Here is an 18,303-nt window from a genome sequence, read left to right as displayed (position 1 = left end):
GCACGATGCGCAACGCATTCCGGCTGAAGGGCTTGGCGCGTGGCAGATCTGTACGTGAACGGGCAATGGCGGGCGCCGGTGGCAGGCGGCCATCGCGACATCCGCTGCCCCGCTGACGGCGCACTCGTTGCGACCGTAGCGGAAGCAACGCGTCCTGACACCGAGGCGGCGATCGCAGCCGCCCGGCGGGCCTTCGACGAGGGGCCCTGGCCCCGCACCCCCGAACGCGAGCGCGGCGCACTGCTGCTGCGCACCGCCGACATCCTCGAGCGCGACACCAAGGAGTTCGCGCGCGCCGAGTCGCTGGACACCGGCAAGCGGCTGGTGGAGAGCGAGTACGACATCGCCGACGTCGTCTCCTGCTTCCGCCACTATGGCGGGATCGCCGGCACCGACGCCGGGCGCGTGATCGACACCGGCCGCGACGACGCCGTCAGCCGCGTCGTGTACGAGCCGGTCGGCGTGTGCGGACTGATCACGCCCTGGAACTACCCGCTGCTACAGGCGAGTTGGAAGGTGGCCCCGGCGCTCCTGGCCGGCAACACCATCGTCCTCAAGCCCAGCGAGCTGACCCCCTCCACCTCCATCCTGCTGATGAAGGCACTGGAGGAGGCCGGCCTGCCGGCGGGCGCCGCCAACCTCGTCCTGGGCGCCGGGCCCGAGGCCGGCGCACCGCTCTCCGAACACCCGGACGTCGACCTGGTCTCCTTCACCGGCGGCCTGGAGACGGGCAAGCGGATCATGGCGAGTGCCGCCGCGACGGTGAAGAAGGTGGCGCTGGAGCTCGGCGGCAAGAACCCCAACGTCGTCTTCGCCGACGCCGACTTCGAGGCCGCCGTGGACTTCGCCCTCACGGCCGTCTTCCTGCACTCGGGGCAGGTCTGCTCGGCGGGTGCCCGGCTGATCGTCGAGGACGCGCTGCACGACCGCTTCGTCGACGAGGTCGTCCGCCGCGCCCGGCTCATCCGCCTCGGCGGCCCCTTCGATCCCGGCGCCGAGACAGGGGCACTGATCTCCGCGCAGCATCTTCAGAAGGTCGAGGCGTACGTCGCGGCCGGCCTTGCCGAGGGCGCGGTCCTGCGCTGCGGCGGCGAACGGCCCGACGACCCCGCCCTCGCGAACGGCCACTACTACCCGCCGACCGTGCTCGACGCCTGCACCCAGGACATGCGGGTGGTGCACGAGGAATCCTTCGGGCCGGTGCTGACCGTCGAGCGCTTCACCGACGAGGGCGATGCCGTGCGCATCGCCAACGACACCGAGTACGGGCTGGCCGGCGCCGTATGGACGCAGGACGCCGGCAAGGCCCAGCGGGTCGCCCGGCGGCTGCGGCACGGCACGGTGTGGATCAACGACTACCACCCCTATGTGCCCCAGGCCGAATGGGGTGGCTTCGGACATTCGGGCGTCGGCCGCGAGCTCGGAGCGAGCGGCCTGGACGAGTACCGAGAGCCCAAGCACATCTGGCAGAACATCCAACCCCGGCCGCAGCGCTGGTTTAGCGGCTGAACGCCGAAAAGAGGTCGATCGTGACCCCAACACAGACCGAGGTGGCGCAGCGTCGCGGCACGCCCGAGGAGTCCGACGGGACTCCGGTCATATCCGTGCGCAGGCTGTGGAAGGTGTTCGGGCCGAAGGCCGACCGGGTGCCGGAATCGGAGGAGCTGTGCGGGCTGACCCGCCGCGAGCTCATGGACCGCACGGGCTGCACCGCCGCCGTACGCGACGTCAACTTCGACGTCTCGCCAGGCGAGGTCTTCGTCGTGATGGGCCTGTCCGGCTCCGGCAAGTCCACGCTGGTGCGATGTCTGACCCGGCTGATCGAACCCACCGCGGGCGAGATCGTCTTCGAGGGCCAGGACATCCGGCAGGCGGACGACAAGCGGCTGCGCGAGCTGCGCCGCAGCAAGTTCTCCATGGTCTTCCAGCACTTCGGGCTGCTGCCGCACCGCCGGGTCGTCGACAATGTCGCCTTCGGCCTGGAGATCCGCGGCATGAGCAGGTCCGAGCGGACCAAGCGGGCGCAGGAGGTCGTGGAGCTGGTCGGTCTCGCCGGCTACGAGAACTCCTACCCCGACCAGCTCTCCGGCGGTATGCAGCAGCGCGTGGGCCTCGCCCGCGCGCTCGCCGGAGACCCGGACGTGCTCTTCTTCGACGAGCCGTTCTCCGCCCTCGACCCGCTGATCCGCCGGGACATGCAGAGCGAGGTCATCCGGCTGCACCACGAGGTCGGCAAGACGATGGTGTTCATCACCCACGACCTGTCCGAGGCGCTGAAGCTGGGCGACCGCATCCTCATCATGCGCGACGGCAAGATGGTCCAGTGCGGTACCGGCGACGAACTCGTGGGCGCCCCCGCCGACGACTACGTACGGGACTTCGTCAAGGACGTGCCGCGCGGCGACGTGCTCACCCTGCGCTGGATCATGCGCGCGCCGGAGGACGGAGACGCCCTGGACGGGCCGGAGTTGGGCCCGGACGTCGTCGTACGGGAAGCGACCCGGACCGTGCTGGCCGCGCACAAGCCGGTCAAGGTCGTCGAGGACGGCAAGCTGCTCGGCATCGTCGGCGACGAGGAGATCCTCGCAGTGGTCGCCGGGCAGGAAGGCGGCGCGTGATGACCGTCGCCATCGAAAAACCCGAGACGACAGGGCCGGTTGAACCCAAGGCGCCCGCCAAGGAGCCGCGCAAGGTCGGCCGCACCGCGATGGTCGCCGGGATCGTGGTGTCGTGGCTGGTGCTGTTCTTCGTGCTGCGCGGCAAGCAGACCCTGTCACTCGCGACGGCCGATCTCACCGATCTGCACCGGTGGTTCAACGACGTCAACGACTCCATCGGCGCCAACCGCAACTCCAACCCGCTCTTCCTGTACTTCTTCAACGAGATCCGGCTGGTCATCGACAACCTGGTGACCTTCGTCCAGCACCTGATCTCGCAGCCCCCGCCCGGCCGGCCCCTCCCGCAGATCGGCTGGCTCGGCGTGGTCGGCATCGCCGGCTACGTCTCCTGGGCCGTGGGCAACTGGCGCGTGGCGCTGCTCGCCGTGTGCGGCTTCACCTTCTTCGGGCTCCAGGGCCTGTGGCAGGAGTCCATGGACACCCTGGCCCTGACCGTCTCCGCGGTGCTCGTGGCGCTGCTGTTCGCGATCCCGCTGGGCGTGTGGGCGGGGCTGTCCGACCGGTTCAACCGGATCGTGACGCCCTTCCTGGACTTCATGCAGACGATGCCGACCTTCGTCTACCTGGCCCCGCTGACCCTGATCTTCCTCATCGGCCCGGCCTCCGCGACGATCGCCACCGTCATCTACGCCGCCCCGCCCGCGATCCGCATCACCGCGCACGCCATCCGCTCGGTACCGGAGACCACCTCGGAGGCGGCCGACTCGCTCGGCGCGACCCGGCGGCAGTCGCTGCTGAAGGTGCTGCTGCCGATGTCCAAGCGGACCGTGGTGATGGGCATCAACCAGTCGATCATGGCTGCCCTGGCCATGGTCACCATCGCCGCCCTGATCGACGCGCCCGGCCTCGGCAAGACCGTCGTGCAGGCGCTGCAGTCCCTCGACGTCGGCACGGCCTTCAACGCGGGCCTCGCGATCGTCGTCATGGCGATCGTGCTGGACCGGGTGACGACCGCGGCCAGCACCCGCGAGGAGGACGCCCGCCGCTGCAAGAACCGCTTCCTGAAGTGGCGCAAGCCGCTGCTCGGTGCGGGAGCGGTGGTCACCGTGGTCCTGATCTACCTGTCCCACACGTATCTGTGGGCGGCGGACTTCCCCGGTGACGGCACCGTCGGCAGCCACATCGCCAGCGCGGCCGACTCCGTGACCAACTGGGCGCAGAACAACCTCTCGGGCCTGACCAACGCGATCCGCGACGTGATCACCAATGTGCTGCTCAACCCGTTCCAGAGCCTGCTCACCGACTCGCCCTGGTGGCTCGTCGGGATGGTGCTCGTCGCGCTCGCCGTGGTGCTCGGCGGCTGGAAGGCCGGCATCACCACGGCCGTGTGCGTGGGCCTGCTGGTCGGCACCGGCGTGTGGTCGGACGCCATGACCACGACCGCGTCCACCTTGGTGGCGACGGTCCTGGTGATGCTGTTCGGCATCGTCTTCGGCGTCTGGATGGGCCGCAGCATGCTCGTCGACAAACTGGTGCGGCCCACCCTGGACGCCGCCCAGGTCATGCCGCCGTTCGTCTATCTCGTGCCGTTCCTGGCGCTGTTCGGCGCGACCCGCTTCACGGCGATCGTCGCGGCCGTCGTCTACGCGGCACCGGTCGCCATAAAGATCATCGCGGACGGGGTGCGGGCCGTGCCCGAGACCACCGTCGAGGCGGCCACCTCCGCCGGGTGCAGCACCCGGCAGATCATCACCAAGGTCCAGCTGCCGATGTCACGCAGCGCCCTGACTCTCGCGACCAACCAGGGCCTGATCTACGTGCTGTCGATGGTTGTTGTGGGCGGCCTGGTGGGCGCGGGCGCCCTCGGCTACGACGTCGTGGCCGGCTTCTCGCAGGGAGAGCTGTACGGCAAGGGGCTGGCGGCAGGGCTCGCCATCGTACTGCTCGGAGTCATGTTCGACCGGATCACTCAGGCTGCGGCGCGACGCACCGGCGCAGGCGCATAAGGAGCAAGACTGATGGCAAGAACCTGGCGAGTCGGCGCAGCCGGCCTGGCCGTCCTCGGCCTCACCCTCACCGCGTGCGGAGGTGCGAAGGTCGGCGACAGCTCCTCGGGCTCGGGCGGCAGCTCGGGCAAGTGCGGCACCTTCAACCTGGCCGTCAACCCGTGGGTGGGCTATGAGGCGGACGCGGCGGTCGTCGCGTACGTCGCCCAGCACAACCTCAGCTGCACGGTCAACAAGAAGGACCTCAAGGAGGAGATCGCCTGGCAGGGCTTCGGCACCGGTGAGATCGACGCCGTCCTGGAGAACTGGGGCCACGACGATCTGAAGAAGAAGTACATCACCGAACAGAAGACCGCCGTCGAGGCCGGCTCCACCGGCAACAAGGGCATCATCGGCTGGTACGTGCCGCCGTGGCTGGCCAAGGCCCACCCGGACATCCTCGACTACAAGAACCTCAACAAGTACGCGGCCAAATTCAAGACGTCGGAGTCGGGCGGCAAGGGCCAGCTCCTGGACGGCGACCCCTCCTACGTCACCAACGACGCGGCCCTGGTCAAGAACCTGAAGCTGAACTTCAAGGTGGTGTACGCGGGCAGCGAGACCGCGCTCATCCAGGCCTACCGCAAGGCCGAGAAGGACAAGCAGTGGGTGATCGGCTACTTCTACGAGCCGCAGTGGTTCATGTCCGAGGTGCCGCTGAAGAAGGTCGCCCTGCCCGCCTACAAGAAGGGCTGCGACGCGGACGCGGCCAAGATCGCCTGTGACTATCCCGTCTACGACCTCGACAAGATCGTCAGTTCCAAGTTCGCCAAGTCCGGCTCGCCCGCCTACGACCTGGTGAAGAACTTCAACTGGACCAACGACGACCAGAACACCGTGGCCAAGTACATCGCGGTGGACAAGATGACGCCCGACGCGGCGGCGAAGAAGTGGGTCGAGGCCAACAAGGACAAGGTGGACGCCTGGCTCAAGTGAGCCGCTTCTGACAACGGTTGTCCCATGCCCGGCGGGCGGTGTGCACAGGTGTGCACCGCCCGCCGGGCATTGCCGTGTCCCGGGCCGTTCCGGGCCGTTTTCCGACGTCACGGACCCCTTGACACCCCTCCCCGCGGAAGGCACATTGAGTTGCGCAACCTGAACTGCGTTGCGCAGAAAGCAACTGGCTGGTTTTGATTTCGGAGGTGCGGCGATGGCGGGACCCCGAGTGGTGATCATCGGAGCGGGTGTCGTGGGAGCGGCCCTCGCGGACGAGGTCTCCGCGCGAGGCTGGACCGAAGTGACCGTGGTCGACCAGGGCCCGCTGCCCGCCACGGGAGGCTCCAGTTCGCACGCACCGGGCCTGGTCTTCCAGACCAACTCCTCCAAGACCATGACCGAGATGGCCCGCTACACGGTCGAGAAGTTCTGCTCCCTCGACGTCGACGGCAAGCCCTGCTTCCTCCAGGTCGGCGGCCTCGAAGTGGCGACCGGCCCCGAGCGCCTGGCCGAACTGCAGCGCCGGCACGGCTGGATCACCGCCTGGGGCATCGAGGCGAAGCTGCTCACCCCCGAGGAGTGCGTGAAGCAGCACCCGCTCGTCAACCGCGAGCGCATCCTCGGCGGCCTCCACGTCCCCACCGACGGCCTCGCCAAGGCGGTCCTCGCGGTCGAGGCGCAGATCCGCCGCGCCACCGAGCGTGGCGTGCGCTTCCTCGCCCGCCACGAGGTCCTCGACATCCGCCAGGACGAGGGCCGCGTCACCGGCGTCGTCACCGACCAGGGCGAGCTCGACGCCGACATCGTCGTGTGCTGCGCCGGCATCTGGGGCCCGAAGATCGCCCGCATGGTCGGCCTCGACCTGCCGCTGACCCCGCTCGGCCACCAGCTCGCCTGGACCGGCCCGGTCCCGGCGCTCGCGGGCCAGACCCAGGAAGCGATCCGGCCGATCCTGCGCCACCAGGACGCCGACCTCTACTACCGCGACCGCTTCGACGGCTTCGGCATCGGCTACTACGGCCACCGCCCCATGCCCACCACCGCGGAGGAGATCCTCTCCTTCGACGAGGCGGACGAGATGCCGTCGGTCCTGAAGTTCACCGAGGAGGACTTCGCGCCGGCCTGGGCCGAGACCCAGTCCCTGCTGCCCGCGACGCAGGAGGCCAAGGTCGAGGAGGGCATCAACGGCCTGTTCTCCTTCACCACCGACAACTTCCCGCTGCTGGGCGAGTCCCCGGACGTCAAGGGCTTCTGGGTCGCCGAGGCCGTCTGGGTCACCCACTCCGCGGGCGTCGGCAAGGCCGTCGCCGAATGGCTGGTCGACGGCTACTGCTCCTCCTTCGACCTGCACGAGTGCGACCTCAACCGCTTCGAGCCGCACCAGCTCTCCCCGGAGTACGTCCTGGCCCGCGACTGCCAGAACTTCGTCGAGGTCTACGACATCCTGCACCCGCTGCAGCCCTCCGGCGACCCGCGCCCGATCCGCACCAGCCCCTTCCACCCCCGCCAGCAGGAGCACGGCGCCTTCTTCCTGGAGGCCAACGGCTGGGAGCGCCCGCAGTGGTACGAGGCCAACGCACACCTGGTGGAAGGCCGTTCGATCCCGACCCCGAACGACTGGGCGGCGCAGTACTGGTCGCCCATCGTCGGCGCCGAGGCACAGGTGACCCGAGAGACCGTCGCCATGTACGACATGACCGCCCTCAAGCGCCTGGAGGTCAGCGGCCCCGGTGCCGCCGCCTTCCTGGAGGGCCTGGTCACCGGCAAGGTCGCCAAGTCGGTCGGCTCGGTGACGTACACCCTGCTGCTCGACCACGACGGCGGCATCCGCAGCGACATCACCGTCGCCCGACTGTCCCGCGACCTCTTCCAGGTCGGCGCCAACGGCAACCTCGACCTGGACTGGTTCACCCGCCACCTCCCTGCCGACGGCACGGTCCAGGTCCGCGACATCACCCCCGGCACCTGCTGCATCGGCCTGTGGGGCCCGCTGGCCCGCAAGGTCCTGCAGCCGCTCACCGACGAGGACTTCACCAACGACGGCCTGAAGTACTTCCGCGCCAAGCGCGCCTACATCGGCAGCGTCCCGGTCACCGCGATGCGCCTGTCCTACGTCGGCGAACTCGGCTGGGAGCTCTACACCACCGCCGACCAGGGCCTGAAGCTGTGGGACACGCTGTGGGAGGCGGCCCGCCCGCTGGGCGGCATCATCGCCGGGCGCGGCGCCTTCAACAGCCTGCGCCTGGAGAAGGGTTACCGCTCCTTCGGCACCGACATGACCTACGAGCACGACGCCTACGAGGCCGGCGTCGGCTTCGCCGTCAAGCCCGACAAGGGCGACTTCACCGGCAAGGACGCGCTGCTGCGCCGCAAGGAGAACGTGACGCGCAGGCTGACCTGTCTCACCATCGACGACCCGCGGTCGGTCGTGATGGGCAAGGAGCCGGTGTACGACGGCGAGCGCGCGGTCGGCTACGTCACCAGTGCCTCGTACGGCTACACGATCGGCAAGGGGATCGCCTACGCGTGGCTGCCGGCGGAGGTCGCCGTGCCCGGAAACAGCGTGCAGATCGGCTACTTCGACCGGCGGATCGAGGCGGTCGTGACCGAGGAACCCCTGTTCGACCCGACCATGTCCCGTCTCCGTGGGTGAGTCGCGCCCCTGAAAAGCGTCGCAGCCCAGCCTCTTTGGAAGGAGTACCGGTGACCGCACAACTGCTGGACGGCAAGGCGACCGCCGCCGACATCCGACGTGAACTCGCCGAGCGGGTGGCCAAGTTGGAGGCCACCACCGGCCGCGCGCCGGGGCTCGGCACCGTCCTGGTCGGCGACGACCCGGGCAGCCGCGCCTACGTCGGCGGCAAGCACCGGGACTGCGCGCAGGTGGGCATCGCCTCCATCCGCCGCGACCTGCCCGCCGACGCCACGCAGAGCCAGGTCGAGGACGTCATCGAGGAACTCAACGCCGACCCCGCCTGCACCGGTTACATCGTCCAACTGCCGCTCCCCAAGCACCTGGACGCCAACGCCGTACTGGAACGGATGGACCCGGCCAAGGACGCCGACGGACTGCACCCCGTCAACCTCGGCCGGCTCGTCCTCGGCGTCGACGCGCCGCTGCCGTGCACCCCGCGCGGCATCGTCGAACTCCTGCGCCGCTACGACGTGCCCCTCGCGGGCGCCCGCGTGACCGTCATCGGACGCGGCATCACGGTCGGACGCCCCATCGGCCTGCTGCTGACCCGCAGGTCGGAGAACGCCACCGTGACGCTCTGCCACACCGGCACCAAGGGCCTTTCCTGGCACGTGCGCGAGGCGGACATCGTCATCGCCGCCGCCGGCTCGCCCGGACTGATCACCAAGGACATGCTGCGCCCCGGCGCGGCCGTCCTGGACGTCGGCATCACCCGCACCGAGCACGGCCTCGTCGGCGACATCCACCCGGAGGCCGCCTCGGTCGCCGGCCGGCTCGCGCCGATGCCCGGGGGAGTGGGTCCCATGACCCGCGCCATGCTGCTCGCCAACGTCGTCGAGGCCGCCGAGAGGAACGCGAACCCGGTATGAACGCGCCGAACACCCCGCCTGCGGCCCCCGACGCCGCGGCCCCGCGCGCCCGCACGGAGGCCCTGGCCGCCGGGCACCCGCTCCAACCGCACCTGTCACAGGCAGCAGCAGAAGCCGGAGAGACCCCATGAGCCCCCGCACCCCCGGCGCCGATCTCCCCGAACACCCCGACTTCCTCTGGCGCACGCCGGAGCCGAAGCGCTCGTACGACGTCGTCATCGTGGGCGGCGGCGGACACGGCCTCGCCACCGCCCACTACCTGGCGAAGGACCACGGCATCACCGACGTCGCGGTGCTGGAGAAGGGCTGGCTCGCGGGCGGCAACATGGCCCGCAACACCACGATCATCCGCTCCAACTACCTCTGGGACGAGAGCGCCGGCATCTACGAGCACGCGCTCAAGCTCTGGGAGGGTCTGGCGGACGACCTCGACTACCCGATCCTCTTCTCCCAGCGTGGCGTGCTGAACCTGGCCCACAGCCTCCAGGACGTCCGCGACAGCGTGCGCCGCGTGGAGGCCAACCGGCTCAACGGCGTGGACGCGGAGTACCTGGACGCCGAGCAGGTCAAGGAAGTCTGCCCGATCGTCAACATCAGCCAGGACGTGCGCTATCCGGTCCTCGGCGCCACCTACCAGCCGCGAGCGGGCATCGCCAAGCACGACCACGTCGCCTGGGGCCTGGCCCGCTCCGCGGACGCCGCCGGCATCGACATCATCCAGAACTGCGAGGTCACCGGCCTGGACGTGGTCGGCAACCGCGTCGTCGGGGTCCAGACCAACCTCGGCCCGATCGCGGCGGGCAAGGTGGCCCTGTGCTCGGCGGGCCACACCTCGGTCCTCGCCGCCATGGCGGGCATCGAACTCCCGGTCCAGAGCCACCCGTTGCAGGCCCTGGTCTCCGAACTCCTGGAGCCCGTCCACCCGACGGTGGTCATGTCCAACGCCGTCCACGTGTACGTCAGCCAGGCGCACAAGGGCGAACTGGTGATGGGCGCGGGCATCGACGCGTACAACTCGTACACCCAGCGCGGCGCCTTCCACATCATCGAGGACCAGATGTCCGCGGCCCTGGAACTCTTCCCGGTCTTCGCCCGCGCCCACGTCCTGCGCACCTGGGGCGGCATCGTCGACGTCAGCCCCGACGCCTCACCCATCGTCGGCCTCAGCCCCGTCGACAACCTCTACCTCAACTGCGGCTGGGGAACGGGCGGTTTCAAGGCCACCCCGGGCGTCGGCTGGGTCTACGCCCACACCATCGCCCACGACACCCCCCACCCGCTCAACGCCCCCTTCTCGCTCGACCGTTTCACCACCGGCGCGCTCGTCGACGAGCACGGCGCTGCCGCGGTGGCCCACTAGGGAGCCGATCCATGCTGCTCATCCCCTGCCCGTGGTGCGGGCCCCGCGACGAGGCCGAGTACCACTACGGCGGCCAGGCCCACGTCCCCTACCCGGAGGACCCCTCGGCCCTCACCGACGAGGAGTGGGCCCGCTACCTCTTCTTCCGCGACAACACGAAGGGCCCCTTCGCCGAACGCTGGAACCACACGTCGGGCTGCCGCCGCTGGTTCAACGCGGTACGCGACACGTCGACGAACGAGGTTCTGTCGGTGTACCGGGCGGGGGAGGAGCGCCCCGCAACTGTAGAGCGGCGGCAGGCATTTCCAGCCCGTGCGGTGTTTGAGGACGAGGCCCCTTCAGGGCCGATCGGGAGTCTGGGGGCAGAGCCCCCAGCACGCTCCCGCACCCGCCCGACCACCCGCACCTTGACGTTCACCTTCGACGGCACCGAATACCAGGGCCGAGAAGGCGACACCCTCGCCTCAGCCCTCCTCGCGAACAACATCATCGCGACAGCGACGAGCATCAGACTCGGCCGCCCCCGAGGCATCTTCTCCGCCGGCGCCGAAGAACCCAACGCCGTCATCCAGATCGAGGAACCCTTCCCCGAGCCGATGCTCCCCGCCACGACCGTCGAGCTCTACGACGGCCTCGTGGCAACCGGCCTCCCCGGCCAGGGCCGCCTCGCCGCCACCTCCGACCCCGCCCGCTACGACGCCGTACACGACCACTGCGACGTACTGATCGTCGGCGCCGGCCCGGCGGGCCTCGCCGCAGCGGCGGCAGCGGCCCGCACCGGCGCCCGAGTCATCCTCGCCGACGACCAGCCCGAGCTCGGCGGCAGCCTCCTCGGCACCGGCGAACTCCCCGACTGGACAAGCGAAACCACCACCCTGCTCGACACGTCGGCGGACGTCCGCATCCTCCGCCGCACCACCGTCTTCGGCTACTACGACGACAACCACCTCCTGGCCGTGGAGCGCCGCACCAACCACCTCGGCGCCGCCGCCCCGGCCAGGGTCTCCCGCGAACGGGTCCACCGCATCCGGGCCCGCCGCGTCGTCCTCGCCACCGGCGCCCACGAGCGCTCGCTGGCCTTCGCGGACAACGACCGCCCGGGCGTGATGCTGGCCGCCTCGGCCCGTACGTACGCCAACCGGTACGGCGTCCTGCCCGGCCGCCGCGCCGTCGTGTTCACCACGAACGACAGCGCCTACGCCGCCGCACTGGACCTCGCCGCGGCCGGTGTGGAGATCCCGGCGATCGTCGACACCCGTACGGAACTCGGCGGTTGGGCCGAGCGTGCACGCAAGGCAGGCATCGAGGTGCTGGCCGGCCACGCCGTGACCGGCACGGACGGTGAGGCGCGCCTCACCTCCGTGACCGTCGCCCCGTACGGACAGACCGAAGGACAGCGGGAGTTTACCGCCGACCTCCTCCTGGTCTCCGGCGGCTGGAACCCGGTGGCGCACCTGTTCAGCCAGGCGGGCGGCAGGCTCCGCCACGACGAGGCGCTCGGCACCTTCGTGCCCGACACCTGCCGGCAGGCCGTCGAGGTCGCGGGCAGCGCGAGCGGCGTCTTCGACCTGGCCGGCGTCCTGGCCCAGGGCGCGGCGGCCGGTGTCCGCGCTCTGGAGGCCGAGGGCTACACCGCCGAGGCGCCCGTCCTCCCGGCCGTGCCCGCACCGCCGCGGCCGACGCCGCCCATGCAGGTGTTCACCGTCCCCGGCCGCGAGGGCGCCCCGCGCTTCGTCGACCTCCAACGCGACGTCACCGTCGACGACTTGACCCGCGCGACCGCCGCGGGCATGCGCTCGGTGGAGCACACCAAGCGCTACACCACGGCCGGCACCGCCAACGATCAGGGCAAGACCTCCGGCGTCCTGGCCAGCGGCGTCGTCGCCGAACTGCTCGGCGTGGACATCTCCGCGCTCGGCACGACCACGTTCCGGCCGCCGTACACGCCGGTCTCCTTCGCCGCTCTCGCCGGCCCTGACCGTGGTGGACTGAGCGACCCGGTCCGCACGACGGCGCTGCACGAGTGGCATGTCGCGCACGGCGCCCTGTTCGAGAACGTCGGCCAGTGGAAGCGCCCGTGGTACTACCCGCAGGGCGGCGAGAACCTTGAGACGGCCGTGCTGCGCGAGTGCGCCGCCGCCCGCGAAGGCGCCGCCTTCATGGACGCCTCCACACTCGGCAAGATCGACGTGCAGGGCCCGGACGCTGCGGCCTTCCTGGACCTGCTCTACACCAACATGATCAGCACCCTGAAGGTCGGCATGATCCGCTACGGCGTGATGTGCCGCCCGGACGGCATGGTCTTCGACGACGGCACCGTCATCCGCCTCGCCCAGGACCGCTTCCTGGTCACCACGACCACGGGCAACGCGGCCGCCGTACTGGACTGGATGGAGGAGTGGCTGCAGACCGAGTGGCCGGACCTGCGGGTGCACTGCACGTCCGTCACCGAGCAGTGGGCCACCGTTGCCCTGGTCGGCCCGAAGTCCCGCGCGGTCCTAGGCTTCCTGGCGCCCCAACTGGCCGTGGCCAACGAGGACTTCCCGTTCATGGCGTGGCGCGAGACGAACGTCGCCGGCATCGACGCCCGCGTCTGCCGGATCAGCTTCTCCGGCGAACTCGCCTACGAGATCAACGTTTCGCCGTGGGACGCCCTCGCCCTGTGGGAGGCGCTGTACGAGGCGGGTGCCGAGTACGGCATCACCCCGTACGGCACCGAGACCATGCACGTCCTGCGCGCCGAGAAGGGTTACCCGATCGTCGGCCAGGACACCGACGGCACGGTCACCCCGCAGGACCTCGGCATGAGCTGGGCGGTGTCGAAGAAGAAGCGCGACTTCATCGGCAAGCGCTCCTTCGCCCGCGCCGACAGCGTCCGCCCCGACCGCAAGCACCTGGTCGGACTGCTCCCGGAGGAGTCCGGCACCTTCCTGCCCGAGGGCACCCAGCTGGTGGCGGACGGCGTGCTGCCCGCCCCGCCCGTGCCGATGCTCGGCCACGTCACCTCCAGCTACCGCAGCGCCGCCCTCGGCCGGACCTTCGCGCTCGCCCTGATCAAGGGCGGCCGGGACCGCATCGGCGAGCGCCTGTACGCCCCCGTCGGCGACCGGCTGGTCCCGGTGACCGTCACCGGCCCCGTCCTCTACGACCCCGAGGGAGCCCGCCGCGATGGCTGACACCGCTCTTTCCGCACCGCCCCGCAGCCCTCTGGCGCATGACGCCGGCCGTCTGGCCGCCGCGACGCGTACCTCCCGGGGCGCGGTCCGGCTGGCCGAACTGCCCTTCCTGGCCCAGGTGAACATCCGCCTGGACGCCAAGGGCGCGGCGGCGGACCAGGTCGGGCTCGCGCTCGGCCTGCAACTGCCCCTCGACCCCAACACGGTCGTACGAACAGGGGAGTTGACCACACTGTGGCTGGGACCGGACGAGTGGCTCGTCGTGGGCCCGCCGGGCAGTCAGGCGGACCTGGAGGCCCGGGTGCGGGAGGCCGCCGGGGACGAGCCCGTCTCCGTCACCGACGTCTCCGCCCAGCGCACCACGCTGCTCGTCGCGGGCCCCCGCGCCCGCGACCTGCTGGCCCACGGCTGCTCCCTCGACCTGCACCCGCGCGCCTTCGGCGCCGGGCGTTGCGCGCAGACGACGCTCGGCCGCACCCAGGTCGTGCTGGTCGCCCGGGACGAGCCCCGGGCCGGGTTCTGGGTGCTGGTCCGCTCGTCCTTCGCCGGCTACCTCGCGGACTGGCTGCTGGACGCGGCGACCGATTATCTGGCGTGAGACCGCTGTGCTGCTGCGTCGTTGAAGAAGTGACCAATGTTTCTTTTATGGCAGTTTGCATGCTTTGGGTGCTTATGGTGACCTGGATTACGAAGGCTCTTCGTACACCCAGAGGAGATGGTCGTATGCCTTCCACGGACAGGACGGTCGAGGAACTCACGGGGATCAAGAGCGTCGACATCGACGCTGCACTGGACCCCGCCGAGCCCGACGGTGTCTACCGTGACAGCCGCGAGTGCGCAGCACTCGCGCTGACCCATGGCACCACGTCACTGCTGCTCTCCCCGCCGGCCCCCCGCCCAAAGAAGGGCTGAGCGAGCCGACAGGAGCAGCTGAATGGAGCAGTCAGGCACGTCCGCCCTCCTGCAGGGTGCGGTGCAGGACCTCTCGTCGGACGTGGTCTCCGTCCTCCGGGGCGGAGGCCACGTCCAGCTGTCGGGCGGCGCGGTGGACGGCCCCGAGGCCGGCCTCGCCGCCGCGGCCGTACGCGTGCTGGGCGCGGACCTGTTGCTGCCGCACGTCCTCACCCGCACGCCGCCCCTCCCGGACACGCTCGACGCGTTCCGGCGGACAGTTGAGGCCTTCCCGCCCCGCTCCGACGCGGCGCCCGCCGTCGTCTGGAGCCACTGGGCCATGAGACGCACGCTGCACCGCTTCGACCAGGGTGAGCAGCGTACGGAACCCGGCGCCGACTGGCTCGGTGCCGCCACCTGGCAATCACTGACCCACCAACTCGCCGTCCTGGCCCCGCTCGCGCTGCCCGGCGAGGACTGCGCGGTGACCCGCGCCGCCCAGCACCGCCCGGTCGACGTGGCCCGTGGCTTCGTACGGGCCGTGCGCCGCCGGGACTGGCTGCAGGCCGCCGGAGCCGGCCGCTGGCTGACGCTGCTCGACGGCGTGCCGGACACGCTGGGCCTCGAAAGCGGCCTCGACTTCGTGGAGTTGATGGGCGGCAGCGACCCGCGCGTCGCCCTCCAACTGGAGGCGGCCCGGGCGATGCGCTGGTCCGGGGCGCTCGTATGACGACCGCCGTGGACGTCGGGCGGATACGGAACCTGGAGGTCGCCGCGCTGGCCTGGATCTCCGCGCATCGCGGCGACTTCGCCCTCGACGACGAGGCGCTCACCGCCGACGGCCAGGTGGACCTCACCTGGAAACCGCTCGGGGAACTGGCCCAGACGTGCGTGAGCATTGGCCGCCGCACCCCGCCGTCGGACCCCCTGCACACCTGCGTGTCCGACCTGCTGACTTTCGCCTGGCAGCAGACGGGCAAGGGTGAACTGTTCCTGCGCCTGCAGGAGTTGGAGCCCTTCGCGACGTACCCGCTGGAGGTGTACTCGGTCTTCGCCGGTGCCGGGTTCCGGCACGCCGGGTACGAGGCGGCCGCCGCCACCGTGGCCCGCACCCGCGGCTGGCGCCACAGCGAACAGGAACCGACCCGCCGGCTCGGTCTGCTCAACGCCGAGCGGCGCAGCGGCATCCACCGTCAGGAGCGTTCCGCGCAGGCGCTGAGCCGCACCTGGCTCGGTGGGCTGCCGGAACCATGGGCCTTCGAGCGCACCGCCGGCTACGCGCTCACCCACGTCGTCTTCCACCTCACCGACTGGGGCCGCACCGCCCAGGGCATCCCCGAAGACCTGGCCGCCTACCTCACCGACTGGCTGCCGCCCTGGCTCGACACCTGCCTGGACGCCGGACTGTGGGACCTCGCAAGCGAACTCCTCATTGTCGCGGCGAGCCTGTCCCGCCCGCCCGGCACGGCCATGCTGCAGGATGCCTGGACCCGGCTCGCGCAGGCCCAACTCGACTCGGGAGCGATCCCGTTGAACGCCCCCGACACCACGGCCGACCCTGATCCGGGCTTCGTCCACTGCTACCACTCCACCCTCATGGCGGCCTTCGCCGCGGCCCTGAGCGTCGACCACCTCACCCGCGAACCGGACGGCCCCGCGTTCCGCGCCGAGGACATGCGGAACCGGTACGACGGCCAAGGAGTGCCCCGATGACCGACACCCGTCTGCTGCACACCGTCGGCGTCCGCGCCCTTGAATGGCTCTGGGCGCGACGCGACGGATTCCGCCTGGAACCCGACGTCGACCCGGAAGTGGGCTTCCTGGAGCGGTTCAAGCCCATCGGTGAACTCGCCCTGATCTGCCGGGTGTTGTTCCGCGAGGGCGTGGCCGGGTCGGAACAGGCCGAACTCGCCCGCCGGTTGGTGGACCACACCTGGCGGGACACCCTGGACGGCGGTCGCATGCTGGTGCGCGGCCAGCGCATCGAGCCGCTCTCGCCCATCCCCTTCGAGGTGTACCTGCCCTACAAGGAACTCGGGTACAGCGAGCCCGAGTTGGAGCGCGTCGCCGCTCTGCACCACCGGCTGAGCAGCTACGCGGCCCTCGAACTCCACCCGACCCGCCGCCTCGGGCTCGCCGCGTTCCAGCGCCGCTACGGCCTCACGCCCCGCGCGCCGCAGGCCGACCTCGTCGGCGCGACCTGGCTGGGCCGCACACCCGAGCCCTGGACGGTCGGCGGACACATCGCCTACGACATCACGCACGCGGTGTTCCACCTCACCGACTGGGGAGAGCGCCCCGAGGGCCTGCCGCCGCACATCGCCGCCTACCTCGCCACCTGGCTGCCGGTCTGGATCGACGACTGGCTCGACCTCGAACGCTGGGACCTGCTCGGCGAACTCCTCGTCGTCGACGCCTGCCTGCCCCGCCCCACCCTCGACGAACGGGCCTGGCAGGCCTTCGCCGCCGCCCAGCAGCCCGACGGCACCATGCCCGCCGTACGCGGCATGCCCCAGGGCCCGCCCGACGAAGTCTTCGACGTCGTCTACCACCCCACGCTGGTCGCCGCGTTCGCCTCCGTCCTGGCCACCTCCCGCGCCCTGACCGAACTGGCGCACGCCCCCTCATGAGCGCCACGGTCACGCCCTGGCCCGGCGACCCGCACGACGAGGAGGACTTCCGTGCGGGCGACTGCGCGGCGGGCGGGGACGCCGAGGAGCTGCACCTGCGGCTGAAAGCGGCCGTGGAGGCGGTGGACGCGCCCGACACCGTCTTCGCCCTTTCCCGGCACGGCCGCCGGACGATCCACTGCGGCGGCACCGCCCTGCCTCCGCCGACTCCCCGCGAGGACCTGCGCTACGAACTGGGCTCCGCCTCCAAGACGTTCACCGGCCTGCTGCTCGCGCACCTCATCCGGGGCGGCCTGCTGACCGGCGGCGAGTCGGCCACCGCCTGCCTGGCCCCGGACCGGCCCACGCGGGCCCCGGTGACGCTCGCCCATCTCCTCACCCACACGTCCGGACTGCCCGCCCTGCCGGCCGACTTCTACCTGAGGGCCCTCCCCGCCTGGCACACCGCGCCCTACGCCCGCTACCCGGCCGCCCGCGTGATCGACGCCTTCCTGCGCCATCGTCCGCGGCACCGTCCCGGCACGCGGTGGCGGTACTCCAACTTCGGTGTCGCCGTCCTCGGCCACGCCCTCACGGCCGTCACCGGCACCCCCTGGGAGGACCTGCTCACCGATCAGATCCTGCGCCCGCTCGCCCTGGACGGCACCGCCCTGCGAGGGAGCGGCCCGGACACCGACGCCGTAGGACACGGCAAGGACGGCCGTACCCGTGTGCCAGGCTTCGACTCCGGCGGCTTCCAGGCGGCGGGGGCTCTGCGTGCCACCCCGCACGACCTGCTCACCTTCCTCGAAGCGCACCTCGACCCGTCCGGCACCCCCCTGTCCAGTGCGCTGCGGTCGGTCCGGACGCCGCTGCTGCGAAGGGGGTTGGGACACCGCCACGTGCACACCATGGCCTGGTTCCGGCACCCCACCGACGTAGGGCCGATGTACTTCCACGGCGGGGCGACCCTGGGCCAGCAGGCGTTCCTGGGCTTCCGGCCCGACACCGGCACGGCCCTGGCCGCGCTCTGCACCCGCCGCTTCCGGTCCGGCGACCCCTTCGTCGCCACCGCGTACGGACTCCTCGCAGAGGCATAGAGAC

Annotated in this window: 14 protein-coding genes; all 14 read left to right on the top strand. The window is 70.9% G+C overall.

What is annotated here, in order from left to right; translation table 11 throughout:
• The first annotated feature begins 39 nt into the window (after positions 1-39).
• The 14 genes from ACGFYN_RS21580 (at position 40) to ACGFYN_RS21515 (ending at position 18,299) form a co-directional block, all read left to right on the top strand.
• Positions 40-1,509 (top strand): aldehyde dehydrogenase family protein, encoded by a 1,470-nt coding sequence (locus tag ACGFYN_RS21580; protein ID WP_393867456.1) that lies wholly within the window; start codon positions 40-42, stop codon positions 1,507-1,509.
• Positions 1,510-1,529: 20 nt separating this feature from the next.
• On the top strand, positions 1,530-2,618 hold the full coding sequence (locus ACGFYN_RS21575; RefSeq protein WP_393867455.1) for a glycine betaine/L-proline ABC transporter ATP-binding protein: 1,089 nt from the start codon (positions 1,530-1,532) through the stop codon (positions 2,616-2,618).
• The gene (locus tag ACGFYN_RS21570) at positions 2,618-4,624 is read left to right on the top strand and encodes an ABC transporter permease (RefSeq protein WP_393867454.1); all 2,007 of its coding nucleotides are present in this window, start codon (positions 2,618-2,620) and stop codon (positions 4,622-4,624) included. Before ACGFYN_RS21575 ends, ACGFYN_RS21570 begins: the two co-directional genes overlap by 1 nt.
• 12 nt (positions 4,625-4,636) lie before the next feature.
• Positions 4,637-5,599 carry an ABC transporter substrate-binding protein gene (locus tag ACGFYN_RS21565; protein ID WP_393867453.1) on the top strand — a complete coding sequence of 321 codons (963 nt, stop codon included), beginning with the start codon at positions 4,637-4,639 and terminating at the stop codon, positions 5,597-5,599.
• A gap of 214 nt (positions 5,600-5,813) precedes the next feature.
• Complete coding sequence (locus ACGFYN_RS21560; protein ID WP_393867452.1) at positions 5,814-8,252, top strand: FAD-dependent oxidoreductase; 2,439 nt, start codon at positions 5,814-5,816, stop codon at positions 8,250-8,252.
• Positions 8,253-8,302: 50 nt separating this feature from the next.
• Positions 8,303-9,163, top strand: a complete 861-nt coding sequence (locus tag ACGFYN_RS21555; RefSeq protein WP_393867451.1) for a bifunctional methylenetetrahydrofolate dehydrogenase/methenyltetrahydrofolate cyclohydrolase — start codon at positions 8,303-8,305, stop codon at positions 9,161-9,163.
• 127 nt (positions 9,164-9,290) lie between these two features.
• Complete coding sequence (locus tag ACGFYN_RS21550; RefSeq protein WP_393867450.1) at positions 9,291-10,523, top strand: sarcosine oxidase subunit beta family protein; 1,233 nt, start codon at positions 9,291-9,293, stop codon at positions 10,521-10,523.
• A gap of 11 nt (positions 10,524-10,534) precedes the next feature.
• Complete coding sequence (locus ACGFYN_RS21545) at positions 10,535-13,699, top strand: sarcosine oxidase subunit delta family protein (protein WP_393867449.1); 3,165 nt, start codon at positions 10,535-10,537, stop codon at positions 13,697-13,699.
• Positions 13,692-14,297, top strand: coding sequence for a sarcosine oxidase subunit gamma (locus ACGFYN_RS21540; RefSeq protein WP_393867448.1), 606 nt, complete (start codon positions 13,692-13,694; stop codon positions 14,295-14,297). The genes ACGFYN_RS21545 and ACGFYN_RS21540 overlap by 8 nt, the downstream gene beginning before the upstream one ends.
• Positions 14,298-14,422: 125 nt before the next feature.
• Positions 14,423-14,611: a hypothetical protein gene (locus ACGFYN_RS21535; protein WP_393867447.1), complete on the top strand. Its 189-nt coding sequence runs from the start codon at positions 14,423-14,425 to the stop codon at positions 14,609-14,611.
• A gap of 22 nt (positions 14,612-14,633) precedes the next feature.
• Complete coding sequence (locus ACGFYN_RS21530) at positions 14,634-15,320, top strand: hypothetical protein (protein WP_393867446.1); 687 nt, start codon at positions 14,634-14,636, stop codon at positions 15,318-15,320.
• The gene (locus tag ACGFYN_RS21525) at positions 15,317-16,303 is read left to right on the top strand and encodes a DUF6895 family protein (protein WP_393867445.1); all 987 of its coding nucleotides are present in this window, start codon (positions 15,317-15,319) and stop codon (positions 16,301-16,303) included. Before ACGFYN_RS21530 ends, ACGFYN_RS21525 begins: the two co-directional genes overlap by 4 nt.
• A complete protein-coding gene (locus tag ACGFYN_RS21520) occupies positions 16,300-17,220 on the top strand; it encodes a DUF6895 family protein (RefSeq protein WP_393867444.1) in 921 nt (306 codons plus the stop codon). Before ACGFYN_RS21525 ends, ACGFYN_RS21520 begins: the two co-directional genes overlap by 4 nt.
• Complete coding sequence (locus tag ACGFYN_RS21515; RefSeq protein ID WP_393867443.1) at positions 17,217-18,299, top strand: serine hydrolase domain-containing protein; 1,083 nt, start codon at positions 17,217-17,219, stop codon at positions 18,297-18,299. Before ACGFYN_RS21520 ends, ACGFYN_RS21515 begins: the two co-directional genes overlap by 4 nt.
• Positions 18,300-18,303: the final 4 nt, after the last annotated feature.

The organism is Streptomyces sp. NPDC048419, from assembly GCF_043200415.1.
Taxonomy (GTDB): Bacteria; Actinomycetota; Actinomycetes; order Streptomycetales; family Streptomycetaceae; genus Streptomyces.
The sequence above is the reverse complement of the archived record's forward strand: the minus strand, read 5'-3'. Positions and strand labels throughout refer to the sequence as shown.